The organism is Labrenzia sp. ATLA3 (assembly GCF_057180185.1).
Window position 1 is genome coordinate 584,089 of record NZ_JBXUKV010000003.1, and the last position, 15,420, is coordinate 599,508.

The window sequence follows — 15,420 nt, forward strand, 5'->3', positions numbered from 1 at the left end:
TATAATCATCCCTCATGAGCGAGAACAATCCGAAACCCGAACGGGAAGACGAATTGTCGGAACAGGACCGGCCGTTCTTCTCTGCCGTTCTAACGCCCTACCGGTCTTTGGGGCCAAACGGGTTCATGATCCTCATGTGCATTTTCGGCGCGGTCAGTTTTTTCGCCGGCATTTTGTTTCTACGTATCGGCGCCTGGCCTGTTTTCGGTTTCTTCGGCCTGGACGTCGCCCTGCTCTGGTTTGCCTTCCAGATGAACTACCACTCCGCGCGAACGTTCGAGGAAGTGGTCGTCTCCCGGCATGAGATCGCGATTCGTAAGGTTGGCCCGGGCAAGAAATACCAGGAGTATCGGTTCAATCCATTCTGGGTCCGCCTCACTGTGGACCGGATCGAGGATGAAGGGGTCGTCAAGGTGACCCTTCAAAGCCGGGGCGAAAAGGTCGACCTCGGCAATTTCCTGAATCCCGATGACAGAACGAGTTTTGCCGGTGCAATGGCAAACGCCCTGTCTGTTGCCAAGGCAGGCGGTGTTTAGGCTCCTTCCTCAATTGGTTTGGGCTGAACTTTAAGCGTTGAAACCAGAACCACCAGGGCCGTGGTTGCCGAAAGCGCCGCTGTATAAAGCACGGTTTGAAAACTTGCCGCGCTGGCAATGAAGCCCATCGAAACGCTGCCGATCATGCCACCCAGGAACAGGCTGTTCATGTAAACCGCCGTTGCCCGGCCCGGCCGGTCCGGAGCAAAGCTCTGCACGAAGCTGATCGCGACACCGGCAAAAAGGCCGTAGTAGGTTCCTTCCAGAACGGCAATGGCCAGCACCTGCCACAGCGCGGTCACCTGAGCGAACAGCACCATGCTGACCGCAGCAAGACAGGCAGATAGCATCAGCACTTGGCGAATGCCGATCCGTTCGGCAAGGCGAACCGAGCCGAAGATGACAAAAACCTCCAACAGACATTTGACCGAGAGCGCCAGGCCCGGCGTTGCACCGGGCAAGTGCGTTTCCTGCACGAAGAACAGAGGCATTGCCGAAACGAACAGCGAATTGGTGATGACAAAGCCGAGACACGTCATCCCCGCGATCTGAAGCCCCCAGTTGATCGGAGCCTTGCCGGTTGATTTCGAACGCTCCCGCGACGACCTGAAATCGGCGGGAATGACGATGTACCAGAGCAGCAGGTAGACGATGCCGACTGTGAAAGCGCACAGGAAAGCAGTGGCAAAGCCGAAGGCAGCGACGATTGAAAAAGAAACCGCCGGCCCGATCATCCAGGCCAGGGAAACCATCATGCGCAACCAGGAATTGACCCTGGCGACGTCCATGCCCTGCTGTTCGGCATAGAGACGGCCAAAGGTAAAGACGATTCCCGAGCCCATGTTGGAAAGGCTCATCAGGGGCGCGATCAGGATGATCAGCATCAGCAGACTGCTGACCTGGGTCAGCAGTGCGGCAAGCGTGATATAGGCAATCACTGAGACGATCAGAAGGCTTTTGACCGGAAAGCGGTTATCAAGCCGCTCGCCTGCCCATCGATTGACGGTAAGCGTCAGCGGCATCACCAGGCCGGAATAAAGCCCCACCTGCCAGGGGGCGGCACCAAGCCCTTCGACAATGAAAAAACTCATCAGCGGCACCAGCGCCGAAACGCCGAGGCTGTTGGTGAATTGAAGCAGCAGAATCAGCAATGCCTGTCGAGGCAGTTGCAGGAGGGACAGCATGGCAATCGCCGTAGAAGTGAAACGGGCAGGGGTTACAACCTAACTGGGTCGCTTGGGTCAGTCACCGCTTTTTTTAAGAAGACTAGCATGTCGGACATATGACGGGGCCGTCAGGAGAGTCCGGACAGGTGCCGCAAGAAACCGCTCACTCAGGTTATTTTGCGGAAGAGCCCCGTTTCAAAACCCGGACCGAACAGCCGATCCGGGGTCTAGTCGTCAGGGTTCAATCGCAAGGTTTTCAGCCGGTAGAGCGTTTCCAGCGCTTCGCGTGGGGTCATGTCATCCGGATTGATCGCCTCTAGCGCGACCGCGATGGGATCAGGTTCCGAAAAGCCTGCAGGCGCGCTGGGCGCCGGGGTTGTCAGGCTGGCAAAAAGCGGCAGCTCATCGATCAGGCTTTCGGCCGGTGAGCGCCGGTCCTGCTCTTCCAGTTGGCTGAGCACCTGTTTGGAGCGCTCGACAACCGATCCCGGCAGACCGGCCAGCTTGGCCACCTGAATGCCGTAGGACCGGTCGGCGGCACCGGGAACGATCTCATGCAGGAAGATGACGTCGCCCTTCCATTCCTTCACAGAGACGGTGGCATTGGAAAGCCGGGCCAGCTTGCCCGAAAGGGCGGTCAGCTCGTGATAATGGGTCGCGAACAGGGCGCGGGACCTGTTGACCTCGTGAAGATGTTCGATGGTCGCCCAGGCAATCGACAGGCCGTCGAACGTCGCCGTTCCACGGCCGATCTCGTCGAGGATCACAAGAGAACGGTCGCCTGCCTGATTGAGGATCGCGGCGGTTTCGACCATTTCCACCATGAAGGTGGACCGGCCGCGTGCAAGATCGTCTGCCGCGCCAACGCGGGAGAACAATCTGTCGACCACGCCGATATGGGCTGCTGCCGCCGGAACATAGCCACCCATCTGGGCCAGCACGGCAATCAGTGCATTCTGGCGCAGGAAAGTCGATTTACCGGCCATGTTCGGACCGGTAATCAGCCAGATGTGGCCGATATCCTCGTCCGCCTCTGGACCGAGATTGGCATCATTGGCAACAAAGCTGTCGCCGCCAGACTTCTTCAGCGCCTTTTCCACCACTGGATGACGCCCGCCCTTGATGTCGAAGGCGTGGCTGTCGTCGACCACTGGCCGGACATAGTTTTCTTCCTGGGCGAGTTTGGCGAGCGCGGCCGAAACATCCAGAATGCTCAGCCCGTGGGCGGCGGCCTTGATCGCTTCACCCGCGTCGATGATCGCCTTCGCCAGCCGCTCGAAGATTTCCAGCTCGATGGCAAGTGAGCGCTCGCCGGCACTGGCAATCTTGGATTCCAGATCCGCCAGCTCCGTCGTGGTAAAGCGCATGGCGCCGGCCATGGTCTGGCGGTGGATGAACCGGCCGGGATCGGCGGTCAGCTTCTCGGTCTGTGCGGACGGCGCCTCGATGAACCAGCCGAGCACGTTGTTGTGCTTGATCTTCAAGGAGCGCAGGCCAAGTTCTTCGGAATAATCAGCCTGGAGCTTTGCGATCACCTTTCGGCTTTCGTCGCGCAGGGAACGCAATTCATCCAGGTCGGCGTTGTAGCCTGTGGCGATAAAGCCGCCATCGCGTTTCAGAAGCGGCGGTTCGTCCTTCAGCGCGCGGGTCAGCTCATTGCCGAGCTCGTGCGGTGCCTGCTCCAGACTGGCACGGGCAGCTGCAATTTCTGCCGGGATTGTTCCCGCTGTCGCGCTCGTCTGGTCCAGGACGGCCCGTGCCGCCTCAAGACCCTGGGCAACCGACAGGATATCGCGTGGCCCGCCCCGGTTGAGCGCGATCCGCGACAGGGCCCGGGCCATGTCCGGGGCACCTTTCAGCGTCTGGCGCAGGCCTTCGCGCATGATTTCGTTTTCAAGGAAGAAGGCAACACCGTCGAGCCTGTGCTGGATGGCATCGACATTGACCAGCGGACCGGCCAGACGGCTGGCGAGCAGGCGCGAGCCGCCACCTGTCACCGTCCGGTCTATCGTTGCCAGCAGGGAGCCCTGCTTTTCGCCCGAAAGTGTGCGGGACAGCTCGAGATTGGCCCGGGTTGCCGGATCGATCAGCATGCGCCCGGCCCCGGCCTCGCGCACGGGCGGATCCAGCGGGGGGCGTTCGCCGAGCTGGGTCTTTTCCACATAGGCAAGAATGCCGGCAGCGGCTGAAAGCTCTGCCCGGCTGAAGGTGCCGAAGCCGTCGAGGGTCTTCACACCGAAGTAATGCGCAAGCCGGTCTGTGGCGGTGGAACTGTCGAAAAAGGCGCGCGGCACCGGCGACAGCGCGCCGCCTGCCTGTTCGGCTGTCAGGCGCAACTCGCTTTCCTGCAACAGATTGTCCGACAGGATCAGTTCGCGCGGGGAAACCTGGGCAAGGTCCGCCGCAAGGCGCTGGTGATCGGTTTCCGACACCTGAAAGGACCCGGTGGACATGTCGATCCAGGCAAGACCATAGACCGCACTGCCGTCCAGCGAGTCGCCCTTCAGCCTCGTCAGCGCCATCAGGTAGTTGTTGGAACCGGCATCCAGGAGGCGTTCTTCCGTCAGCGTTCCCGGGGTAACGAGACGCACAACATCGCGCCGGACAACGGATTTGGAGCCGCGTTTCTTGGCTTCGGCCGGATCTTCCGTCTGTTCGCACACGGAGACCCGGTGTCCCTTGGCGATCAGCTTGTTGAGATAGTCGTCGGCTGCATGCACCGGCACGCCGCACATGGGAATGTCTGCACCCTGATGCTTGCCGCGCTTGGTCAATGTGATGCCGAGCGCAGCGGAGGCAACTTCTGCATCCCCAAAAAACAACTCGTAGAAATCGCCCATCCGGTAGAACAGCAGGCTGTCGGGATTGGCGGCCTTGATCTCCAGGAATTGGGCCATCATTGGCGTGACCTTGCTGTCCGCCGGGGTGATTTCTTGCGCGCTCTGTCCACTCATACCTGATACCTAACAAACTGTGCGGACCATTCCACCAAGGGCCTATTCCATCTTTGCTTGAGGCTTCATTTTCCAGGGGATAAGGTCGTCCTCCCCCCGCCCCATCAAGAGAGTGCGCAAGAGGAAACGTTCAGACCATGTCCGCCGACAAGAAATCAACCAAGACCAATGTCAGCTTCACCGACCAGGAAGCGCTGCAATTCCACCAGGAAGGCCGCCCCGGGAAGCTGGAAATTGCGCCGACCAAGCCGATGGCGACCCAGCGCGACCTGTCGCTGGCCTATTCTCCCGGCGTGGCCGTGCCGGTGCGGGCGATCGCGGAGGACCCGAGCCGCGCCTACGACTACACCGTCAAGGGCAACATGGTTGCGGTAATTTCCAACGGCACGGCCATTCTGGGCCTCGGCAATCTGGGCGCACTCGCCTCCAAGCCGGTGATGGAAGGCAAGTCCGTCCTGTTCAAGCGCTTCGCCGATGTCGATTCCATCGATCTGGAAATCGACACCGAAGAGGTCGAAGAATTCATCAATGCCGTTCGCTATCTCGGCCCCTCCTTCGGCGGGATCAATCTGGAGGACATCAAGGCACCCGATTGTTTCATCATCGAGCAGCGCCTGCGTGAACTGATGAACATTCCCGTCTTTCACGACGACCAGCACGGCACGGCCATCATTGCGGCAGCAGGCCTGATCAACGCACTTCACCTGACCGGGCGCGACATGAAGACCACCAAGGTCGTCTGCAATGGCGCGGGGGCGGCAGGAATTGCCTGTATCGAACTCGTGAAAGCCATGGGCATTCCGCACGAAAACGTCACCCTGTGCGACACCAAGGGCGCCATCTACAAGGGCCGCGAAGAGGGGATGAACCAGTGGAAGTCCGCCCACGCGGTCGAGACCAAGGCACGCACGCTCTATGATGCCCTCAAGGGTGCCGATGTCTTCTTCGGCGTGTCGGCGAAAGGGGCGTTGACGCCCGACATGCTGCGGGTGATGGCTCCGAACCCGATCATTTTCGCCATGGCCAACCCGGATCCGGAAATCACCCCGGAAGAGGCAGCGGAAGTGCGTGACGACGCGATTGTCGCGACCGGGCGTTCGGATTACCCGAACCAGGTCAACAATGTGCTCGGCTTTCCCTATATTTTCCGCGGTGCGCTCGACGTTCAGGCGACCACCATCAACGATGCCATGAAGGTTGCCTGCGCGAACGCATTGGCGGAACTGGCACGGGAGGAAGTTCCGGACGAAGTCGCCGCCGCCTATCGGGGCAACCGGCCGAAGTTCGGTCCCGAGTACATCATTCCGGTGCCGTTCGATCCGCGCCTGATCCACACCATCCCGCCCGCGGTCGCTCAGGCCGCGATGGATTCCGGTGTTGCGCGCAAGCCGATTGTCGACATGGAAGCCTACAAGCACCAGCTCTCGGCCCGTCGCGATCCCATTGCCGGCACCTTGCAGCGCATCTTCTCGAAGGTTCGCCAGCAGCCCAAACGGGTTGTCTTTGCCGAAGGTGAGGAAGAACCGGTGATTCGCGCTGCGGCAAGTTTCGTTTCGCAGGGCCTTGGTGAAGCCATCCTCATCGGCCGCGAGGACGAGATCAAATCCATGGCCGAGCGGGCCGGTATCGATATCGAACGGTCGGGCATCTCCATCCAGAACGCGCGACTGTCCAATCGCAACGGCGATTACGCCCAGTATCTCTATGGCCGATTGCAGCGCCGGGGTTACCTGCTGCGCGACTGCCAGCGTATGGTCAACAACGACCGCAACTACTGGGGCGCGATCATGGTCGCACGCGGCGATGCCGACGCCATGGTCACCGGTCTGACCCGGAACTATTCCGTGGCCCTCGATACGGTGAAGGCAACCATTGATCCGAAACCGGGTCACAGGGTCATCGGCGTTTCGCTGGCGCTGGTCCGGGGCCGCACTGTCCTGATCGCCGATACCGCTGTGATCGACATGCCGACATCGGAAGAACTGGCCGACATCGCAGAGGAAGCAGCACATGTCGCGCGCAAGTTCGGCTACGAGCCGCGCGTTGCCATGCTTGCCTATTCCACGTTCGGCCACCCCAAGGGCGAACGCTCCGAAAAGGTCATCGAAGCGGTCAAGATCCTCGAACGCCGCCGGGTCGATTTTGAATTTGATGGCGAAATGGCCGCCGACATCGCGCTCAACATGGACCGCATGGCCGCCTACCCGTTCTGCCGCCTGTCCGGCCCGGCCAATGTCCTGGTCATGCCCGCCTTCCACTCCGCATCCATCTCCACCAAGATGCTGCAGGAACTGGGCGGCGCCACGGTCATCGGTCCGCTTCTCGTCGGTTTCGACAAGTCGATCCAGATCATGTCTCTGGGGGCCAAGGACAGCGACATCGTCAACATGGCCGCCATCGCGGCGTTCAATGTGACGTGAGGTAGTTGGCCAAGCAGGCCAACCTGTGGCTCCCCGATCCCGGATCTCCGCTCCGCTGCGTCCGGGATGACGACGATAGGTTTGGTTAGACCCTTCCGTAGTCATCCCGGGCAAGCGAAGCGCGACCCGGGATCGGGGAGCCTCAATCTCTCTGAAACTGGAGTACCAACCGCTTGACCGCTTGGGTCTATATCCTTGCCTCCCGCCCGTTGGAAACCATCTACACAGGCGTGACCAAGGATCTGCCCCGCCGGATATACGAGCACCGCGAGGGTCTGGTTGAAGGCTTCTCCAACCGGTATGGGATCAAGACCCTGGTCTGGTATGAACAGCATGAAGACATCGGGACCTCGATTGTCCGCGAGAAACAGATCAAGCGTTGGCGAAGGCAATGGAAGTTCGAGCTGATCGAGAAGATGAACCCGGACTGGCAGGACCTTTATCTGGTTCTCAATCAATAAACCTCATCCGGAACCTACCATTGTCGTCCTGGTCGCGCTTCGCCCTGATGGAAACCTGATGCGACTTCTCGCATCGAAACACGCAATCTCTTTTGACAAACCCTGCCCCAACGGCGATACCTCGGAACCATGTCGGATATTAAAGTAAAAATCTGCGGTCTTTCGACCGAGGACACCATGGCGGCGGCGCTGGATGCCGGGGCGGATATGGTCGGGTTGATGTTCTTCCCGAAGAGTCCGCGTCATGTGTCGCTGAGCCAGGCCTGCCGTCTGGCCGATATGGCGCGTGGCCGGGCGGAGATCGTGGCGGTGACCGTCAATATGGATCTCGACGGCCTGTCGCGCATCAACGAGCTGGTGAAACCCGACACGTTCCAGTTTCACGGCGAGGAAAAGCCGGAAGCCCTGGCTGCGGCCAAGGTGATGCAGGGCACCAAGGTCATGAAGGCACTTTCGATATCCGACCGTTCGGATCTGGAACAAGCGCATTACTACGCGGTTGTCGCGGATCGCCTTTTGTTCGATGCCAAGCCGCCGGCGGGCTCCGAGCTGCCGGGGGGCAACGGCGTGTCCTATGACTGGACGATCTTGAAAGACCTTGACCTGAAGAAGCCCTTCATGCTTTCCGGAGGACTTGACCCGGACAACGTCGCTGAAGCGATCCGTTCGAGCGGCGTCAGCGAGGTGGATGTTTCCTCCGGCGTTGAGCGGGAAAAGGGCGTCAAGGACAGTGATCTCATTCGCGCATTCTTGGCAGCGGCCAAGAGCGTCAAGGTTCCGGGCTGAGCCCCGGGTGAAGGAGTAAACGCGTGAACGACATGGCTAACAGCATCCGGACCGGTCCGGACGATCGCGGGCATTTCGGTATTTTTGGCGGCCGCTATGTGGCTGAAACGCTGATGCCGCTGATCCTGGACCTGGAACAGCACTACAAGGACGCCAAGAACGATCCGGCTTTCAGGGCCGAGATCGAGACGCTGAACAAGCATTACACCGGCCGTCCGTCGCCGCTCTATTTCGCCGAGCGTCTGACGAAGGAACTCGGCGGTGCAAAGGTCTATTTCAAGCGCGACGAGCTGAACCACACCGGATCGCACAAGATCAACAACTGCGTCGGTCAGATCCTGCTGGCAAAGCGCATGGGCAAAACCCGCATCATCGCCGAGACCGGTGCCGGCCAGCACGGTGTTGCAACCGCAACCGTGTGCGCCCGCTTCGGCCTGCCCTGCGTTGTCTACATGGGCAAGACCGATGTGGAACGGCAAAAGCCGAATGTCTTCCGCATGAAGCTTCTGGGCGCCGAAATCGTTCCGGTCACCGCAGGCGCCGGTACGCTCAAAGATGCCATGAACGAGGCGCTGCGCGACTGGGTGACCAATGTCGAGGATACCTATTACCTGATCGGCACCGCCGCAGGCCCGCACCCCTACCCGGAAATGGTGCGCGACTTCCAGTCGGTGATCGGCAAGGAACTGCGCGAACAGATGATGGAAGCCGAAGGCCGCCTGCCGGATGCGCTGGTGGCGGCTGTCGGTGGCGGTTCCAACGCTATCGGCCTGTTCCATCCGTTCCTCGACGATAAGGACGTCAAGATCTACGGTGTCGAAGCCGGTGGCCGTGGTCTTCAGGGGGAAGAACACTGCGCATCGCTCACCGCAGGCAAGCCGGGCGTGCTCCATGGCAACCGCACCTACCTGCTGCAGGACGAGGACGGCCAGATCCTGGAAGGGCATTCCATTTCCGCAGGTCTCGATTATCCGGGCATCGGGCCGGAGCATTCCTGGCTGAAGGAAATAGGCCGCGTCGACTATGTTCCGGTGATGGATGACGAAGCTCTGGAAGCTTTCCAGATGCTGACGCGTGTTGAAGGCATCATTCCGGCTCTGGAACCGGCCCATGCGCTGGCCCATGTCGTGAAGCTGGCCCCCCAGATGGACAAGGACCAGATCATCGTCATGAACCTGTGCGGCCGGGGCGACAAGGACGTGTTCGCTGTTGGTCAAATGCTGGGCTTCGATCTGTAACGACCTGCCTCAAACTGAAATTCGAAAAACCGCGTACCGCAGGGTGCGCGGTTTTTTTTGGCTCTTTCCGGCGGGCGAAGAGGTTCACCATCGACTGCTTAAGGCCGGTTAACCAGCCTTGCCGGTTTCGAAATGCTGCAATGCAATATTATGCGTTGTGACTCCAAGGGGAAAGACTAGCTTGTTGTCCAGTGAAACAGGGCTGGCGCAGTTGCCGGCCGTTTTAAGGAAACCTGACATGGCCTTCGATCTTCTGACCGGCTTCGTCCGCGACCTTCGTGCCTCCCGCAAAGTTGCCGGCGAAATCACACGCTTGAACCACATGAGCGACGTCCAGCTTGCCGACCTCGGCATTCACCGCAGTGAAATCACCAGCCGCGCTTTCGCCCGTCACTTCAAACAGCGCTAAGGCTTCTTTCGCTCAGGCGCTGCGCCTGAAGGCTGCGCGCGGCTGCACGGGTATGGGTTTTGCCGTCAGCATGGCCTCCAGCAGTTGCTGACGGCCACGAGCATCCAGAGCGGTTGCCTGTTGTGCCAGTACCGGGTCTGTTTGGCCGGATGATGTTTCGGCAAGGCGCCTGCGCTGGGTAAAACCCAGGTGAATGTCCTTCATCCGGCGCCAGAGCTTTTCGGCGAATGGTTCGGGAGCGGGTTCAAAGAGAGAATGGGCCATTTTCGGCTCCTTTTTTGTTTGGTGGCTCAGTGGTTCTTCCTAGGATAAGCGCACGCAGTGCATATTTCTAGGCGCAATTTGTGCACGTTTGGCGTATCAGCCATGCGTCCTGCGCGGGTCTGACCTGCGCTCCAGCCGCTTGCTGCACTGCAAAAAAATCATAATCTGCGGCCCGATCGTGATTCCCAATCGCGGCATCAATCTTTTTTGGTTTTTTGAGATGAGCACCTTGCAGGCCCTTCATATCAGCGCGCCGTCGGCCGCACCCCTCGCCACCGTGTTTCGCGGTGCAGGCAACCCGTCCACGCGCGCAGGCCGTGCCAAGCCCATGGGCAGTGAGCATGTCTACCGGGCGGATGCCTCGCTGCGTGCCATCGGCCTGATCGACTATCCGAGCCGGTAACCGGGCCAAGTCTGGAAGATGTCCGGAAGCCGTCCGGACACCCCGATTCTGCATCAGACAGATTGACATTGCACGCACTGCCCCCGTACATCGCTGAAACGGAAACGCCCCGGAGGGTCCCGGGTGGCGCGAACAAGGGTAGCAGTGAATGACGGATACGCGTATCGACCGCCGTTTCAAAGCTTGTGCGGAAGCCGGCCGGCCCGCCTTGGTCACCTTTATAACCGCAGGCGATCCGGATCTGCAGACCTCGCAAGCGCTCCTGAACGCCCTTCCCGCGGCAGGTGCAGACGTCATCGAACTCGGCATGCCCTTTTCCGACCCGATGGCCGAAGGTATTCCGATCCAGCTTGGCAATCAGCGCGCTCTGGCCGCAGGCCACACCATGGACAAGACCCTGGACATGGTGCGCGAATTCCGCAAGCAGGATCAGGACACGCCGATCATCCTGATGGGCTATTTCAATCCGATCTACGTGCGGGACCCGAAAGTCTTCGTTCAGGTTGCCAAGGACGCGGGTGTAGACGGTTTCATCATTGTCGACATTCCGGCTGAAGCAGATGACGAACTCTGCATTCCGGCCCTGGAAGCCGGTCTCAATTTCATCCGTCTGGCAACACCGACCACCGACGACAAACGCCTGCCCGCCGTTCTGGCCAATACCTCCGGTTTCGTTTATTACGTGTCCGTGACCGGCATCACCGGTGCGAACATCGCCGATACCGGCCGGGTGTCGACAGCGGTGAAGCGGATCAAGGGTCACACGGATCTGCCCGTTGCCGTCGGTTTCGGCGTGAAGACGGCAGACCAGGCAGCGGAAATCGGCAAGGATGCTGACGGCGTCGTGGTAGGCTCGGTTCTGGTCAGCGCCATTCGCGACAGCCTCGACGAGGCTGGCAAGGCGACAGACAAGACCGTTCAGGCCGTGGTGGACCTGGTGTCCGACCTTGCTTCCGGATGCGCCCGGTCAAGAACAGCCTGACAGACCAGCTCTTTGGCTGGTTTCAATTGAAGGATTTCGGACGGACCCCATATCTCCGTTCAATGGCAACTCGAGTAGCGGGACGCGTTTGACGTGAACTGGATCAATTCTATCGTACGCCCCAAGATCCGTGATCTTTGGAAGAAGCGCGAAGTTCCGGAAAACCTTTGGATCAAGTGTCCGGAAACCGGTGAGATGGTTTTTCACCGGGATCTGGAAGCCAATCTCTGGGTAATCCCGAATTCCGGTCACCATATGCGCATTCCAGCGCGCAAACGCGTTGAAGCTCTGTTCGATGACGGCAAGTACACCGGAGTGAAAACACCCGAAGTGCAGGCCGACCCGCACAAGTTCCGCGACAGCAAGCGCTACAGCGACCGGCTGAAGGAAGCCCGCACCAAGTCCGGCGAGGACGAAGCCGTGATCGTGGCCCAGGGCCAGGTCAACGGCATGCCGCTGACTGTCGCCGTGCAGAATTTCGATTTTATCGCCGGCTCGCTTGGCATGGCCGCGGGCGAAGCGATCCTTGCCGGCATGCTGAAAGCCGTCGAAGACAAGACACCCTTCGTCATGTTTGCCGCTTCCGGCGGCGCGCGCATGCAGGAAGGTATTCTGTCGCTGATGCAGATGCCGCGCACCACGGTTGGCGTGCAGATGCTGCGCGAAGCGGGCCTGCCCTACATCGTTGTCCTGACCAACCCGACCACGGGCGGCGTTTCGGCGTCCTACGCCATGCTGGGCGATGTGCACATCGCCGAACCCGGCGCGCAGATTGGCTTTGCCGGCCGGCGGGTGATCGAACAGACCGTGCGTGAAAAGCTGCCGGAAGATTTCCAGACCGCCGAATACCTTCTCGACCACGGCATGATCGACATGGTGGTGCCGCGCCAGAAGATGAAGGAAACGCTGACGCGCATCTGCGGCATCCTGATGAAGCGTGAAGTCGAGCTGCCAAAGCTTGAGGCGCCCAAGGAGCCGGCCCCGGAAGTCGAAGCGGAACCGGCTGAAAAGGCTGCAGAGCCTGCCAAGGAAGCAGAAGCTGCCAGCTAGGCGGCTTCGTCACTAATACGTCGCGAAAGCGGCCTGACACCGACATTTCCAGGCTGCCCGCTTGTCTCGCGGACGGCCTTCCCGTAAGGCGTTAGTCGAACGCAACCGGGAAAAAGGGACCCTGCGGAGGGCGCCTTGGATCAAATCACGAAAATTCTGGACCGTTTGCTGGCGCTGCATCCGAAGGAGATTGATCTCTCTCTTGGACGCATGTACCGGCTGCTTGAAGCGCTGGGCCACCCCGAACGGCGGCTGCCGCCGGTGATTCATATCGCCGGCACCAACGGCAAGGGCTCCGTGACCGCTACCATGCGGGCTATTCTGGAAGCTTCCGGCAAACGTTGCCATGTTTACACCTCGCCTCATCTGGTCGCCTTCAACGAGCGCATACGCCTCGGCACGGATGGCAACTTCGTATCCGATCCGGTCCTCTACGAGGCGCTGCACCGCTGCGAGGAAGCCAATGGCGGTGAGGAAATCACGTTCTTCGAAATCACCACGGCGGCCGCGTTCCTGCTGTTTGCGGAACATCCGGCCGATGTGCTGTTGCTGGAGGTTGGCCTTGGCGGGCGTCTCGACGCGACCAATGTCATCGATCGGCCGCTTGCCACGGTGATTACCCCGGTTTCCATGGATCATGAGAAGTTTCTGGGTGACGATCTTTCCGTGATCGCTGCCGAGAAGGCCGGCATCATCAAGCCGGGCGTGCCGGTCATCTGCGCCGCTCAGGAAGATGGAGCCATGGCCACCATTACGCGGAAGGCGGCGCGCAACAAGGCACCGCTCGAAGTGTTCGGGCAGCATTTTGCCGCGCAGGAAGACCAGGGCCGCATGGCCTTTCAGGACGAGGATGAACTGATAGACCTGCCCGTGCCCGTGCTCGGCGGCCGTCATCAGTTTGCCAATGCGGCCATTGCCATCGCAGCCCTGAAGGCAGCCGGAATGCTGCCGGACGGCGATACCATTGCCCGCGGCCTGAAGACGGTCAACTGGCCCGGCAGGTTGCAGCCCGTCACCAGCGGGCCGATACACGACCTTTGTCCGGAAGGGGCCGAGGTGTGGGTCGATGGCGGCCATAATCCCGGTGCGGGCGTTTCCATTGCCCAGTTCATGGGCGAACAGGAAGAGCGTGCACCCCGCCCGCTCTATCTCGTGTCCGGCATGCTGACGACCAAGGACCCGGTCGGCTTCTTCCGCCCGTTCTACGGCCTGGTGCGCCATGTCGGCACGGTTCCGATCACCACGACGACCACCGCCAGGACACCGGAAGACCTCGCCGATCTTGCCCGCTGTGCGGGACTTGAGGCTACGCCGTTTCAATCACTGGACGCAGCGCTGGCAGATGTGGCAGCTTGTGCGGCAAAAGATGGCGAGCCGCCCCGCATTCTGATTTGCGGGTCGCTTTATCTGGCCGGTGAAGTTCTGGCGCGCAGCGGTCTGGCGCCGGTCTGAGGCGTCACCGGCCTCTGCCCGAGGAGGCCATGAATGTTCGGTTTTGTATCCCGTCGTCCGCAGCTTGCAGGCGCCTTTCTGGGCGCCCTGTTGCTCAGCGTGCCCGCAAGCGCGCTTACCGAACAATATGAAACGCCACCGGAGCAGGATCCGGCCACCATTTTGAAGGGCAAGGAGCTTGGCCCCGGCTACGCGGTGCTCGCACCGGTGCGCGGCGACGGGTTCCTGCGGATCTACCAGGTTCAGACCGATCTCGGGGTCGAACAGATCGAAGGCGACGGCATGCTCAAGCTGCGTCTTCATGAAATCCGGGTCCTCATCGCCCTCGACAGCCTGAAAAACGATGCGAGCTTCGTCGATGGCCTCAAGCAGGCGGCCATGAAGCCGGTCGAATTCGTCGAAAGCACCGTGACGGATCCGGTGGGAACCGCAAAGAACACCGTTTCCGGTGTCGGGCGCATGTTCGGCCGTCTGACCAAGGGGGTCGAGGCCGCCGTCAGCGGCAAGGGCGGCTCCCCGGCGGAGCTCGCCAAGTCGATCACCGGTCAGGCCAAGGCCCGCAGGCAACTTGCGGTCGACGTGGGTGTCGATCCCTATACCTTCTATCGGCCGCTTTCGGAAAAACTCGATGAAACCGCCAGCGTGACCACCGCTGGCAACTGGACGGTGAGCGCAATCACCAGCCTCCTGCCGGGCGGGATCATCGTCAACGCCGCGCGTCAGGCAGACAATTTCCGCAATCTCATCGTCGACAGCTCCCCATCCGAGCTGCAGGAACGCACCTCCACCGTCCTGCGCGCCGTCGGCCTGCCCGAAGCGACCAACGCCAAGCTGATGAACAACCCCTTCTATACGGCTTCGGAAAAGGCAGCGATTGCCTATCAGCTTCAGGCAATGCCCGGCGTGAAGGACACTTACCTGCTTGCGGAAAAAGCCGCCGAGGCGGACAGCCGCGATCTGGCCTACTTCCAGCTGCGCCGCGTGGTCCTGATGGAAACCTACAACAGAACGGTTTCGCCTCTCGGAGACATCAAGCTGGTATCCGACATCCCCGTCGCTATACGCCGCGACGGCATTGCTGCCATCGTCATGCCTTTCGATCAGGTCGCCTGGACCCAGACCGTGGCGCGATCCTTCTCAGCAATGCACGAGGGCCTCGGCACCTTGCCCTTCCCGCCAACAGGCGTCGATTTCCTGATCACCGGTGACATCACCCCCATGGCCGCCGAACGCATCGCCGCCTTCGGCTGGGACATCACCGGCAATTATCCGATGCCGAAGGGGCCGGTGTTTTAGGAC

At 60.6% G+C, this 15,420-nt stretch carries 14 protein-coding genes; 11 read left to right on the forward strand and 3 right to left on the reverse strand.

From position 1 onward, the window contains the following. Positions 1-14: 14 nt before the first annotated feature. Positions 15-536: a DUF2244 domain-containing protein gene (locus AC2A6O_RS10695; RefSeq protein WP_148583318.1), complete on the forward strand. Its 522-nt coding sequence runs from the start codon at positions 15-17 to the stop codon at positions 534-536. Here the strand turns inward: AC2A6O_RS10695 and AC2A6O_RS10700 are convergent. Further along, positions 533-1,720, reverse strand: coding sequence for an MFS transporter (locus AC2A6O_RS10700; RefSeq protein WP_148583317.1), 1,188 nt, complete (start codon positions 1,718-1,720; stop codon positions 533-535). The two genes, AC2A6O_RS10695 and AC2A6O_RS10700, sit on opposite strands and share 4 nt — an antisense overlap. Before the next feature lie 209 nt (positions 1,721-1,929). Continuing rightward, positions 1,930-4,656, reverse strand: a complete 2,727-nt coding sequence (gene mutS / locus AC2A6O_RS10705) for a DNA mismatch repair protein MutS (RefSeq protein ID WP_498926863.1) — start codon at positions 4,654-4,656, stop codon at positions 1,930-1,932. Positions 4,657-4,793: 137 nt separating this feature from the next. Between mutS and AC2A6O_RS10710 the strand changes: the two genes are divergently transcribed. The 5 genes from AC2A6O_RS10710 (at position 4,794) to AC2A6O_RS10730 (ending at position 9,970) form a co-directional block, all read left to right on the forward strand. Further along, positions 4,794-7,076 (forward strand): NADP-dependent malic enzyme, encoded by a 2,283-nt coding sequence (locus AC2A6O_RS10710; RefSeq protein ID WP_148583315.1) that lies wholly within the window; start codon positions 4,794-4,796, stop codon positions 7,074-7,076. A 173-nt stretch (positions 7,077-7,249) separates the two neighbouring features. Next, a complete protein-coding gene (locus tag AC2A6O_RS10715; protein WP_498926866.1) occupies positions 7,250-7,537 on the forward strand; it encodes a GIY-YIG nuclease family protein in 288 nt (95 codons plus the stop codon). 129 nt (positions 7,538-7,666) lie between these two features. Then, positions 7,667-8,323 carry a phosphoribosylanthranilate isomerase gene (locus AC2A6O_RS10720; RefSeq protein ID WP_498926868.1) on the forward strand — a complete coding sequence of 219 codons (657 nt, stop codon included), beginning with the start codon at positions 7,667-7,669 and terminating at the stop codon, positions 8,321-8,323. A 32-nt stretch (positions 8,324-8,355) separates the two neighbouring features. Continuing rightward, positions 8,356-9,561, forward strand: a complete 1,206-nt coding sequence (gene trpB, locus AC2A6O_RS10725; protein ID WP_498927095.1) for a tryptophan synthase subunit beta — start codon at positions 8,356-8,358, stop codon at positions 9,559-9,561. Between the two features lie 238 nt (positions 9,562-9,799). Then, a complete protein-coding gene (locus tag AC2A6O_RS10730; protein WP_148583312.1) occupies positions 9,800-9,970 on the forward strand; it encodes a YjiS-like domain-containing protein in 171 nt (56 codons plus the stop codon). Between the two features lie 12 nt (positions 9,971-9,982). Here the strand turns inward: AC2A6O_RS10730 and AC2A6O_RS10735 are convergent, their stop codons facing one another. Further along, complete coding sequence (locus AC2A6O_RS10735; protein ID WP_498926870.1) at positions 9,983-10,234, reverse strand: hypothetical protein; 252 nt, start codon at positions 10,232-10,234, stop codon at positions 9,983-9,985. Between the two features lie 220 nt (positions 10,235-10,454). Here AC2A6O_RS10735 and AC2A6O_RS10740 point away from each other — a divergent pair, with 220 nt between their 5' ends. From AC2A6O_RS10740 to AC2A6O_RS10760, 5 genes are all read left to right on the forward strand, one after another. Next, a complete protein-coding gene (locus AC2A6O_RS10740) occupies positions 10,455-10,637 on the forward strand; it encodes a hypothetical protein (protein WP_148583310.1) in 183 nt (60 codons plus the stop codon). Between the two features lie 148 nt (positions 10,638-10,785). Next, entirely contained in the window at positions 10,786-11,619 is an 834-nt protein-coding gene (trpA, locus tag AC2A6O_RS10745; protein WP_498926872.1) for a tryptophan synthase subunit alpha, read from the forward strand. 93 nt (positions 11,620-11,712) lie between these two features. Next, positions 11,713-12,669 (forward strand): acetyl-CoA carboxylase, carboxyltransferase subunit beta, encoded by a 957-nt coding sequence (gene accD / locus AC2A6O_RS10750; protein WP_498926874.1) that lies wholly within the window; start codon positions 11,713-11,715, stop codon positions 12,667-12,669. A 135-nt stretch (positions 12,670-12,804) separates the two neighbouring features. Continuing rightward, positions 12,805-14,121 carry a bifunctional folylpolyglutamate synthase/dihydrofolate synthase gene (locus AC2A6O_RS10755; RefSeq protein WP_148583307.1) on the forward strand — a complete coding sequence of 439 codons (1,317 nt, stop codon included), beginning with the start codon at positions 12,805-12,807 and terminating at the stop codon, positions 14,119-14,121. Between the two features lie 33 nt (positions 14,122-14,154). Further along, a complete protein-coding gene (locus AC2A6O_RS10760; protein ID WP_498926876.1) occupies positions 14,155-15,417 on the forward strand; it encodes a hypothetical protein in 1,263 nt (420 codons plus the stop codon). Positions 15,418-15,420 lie beyond the last annotated feature (3 nt).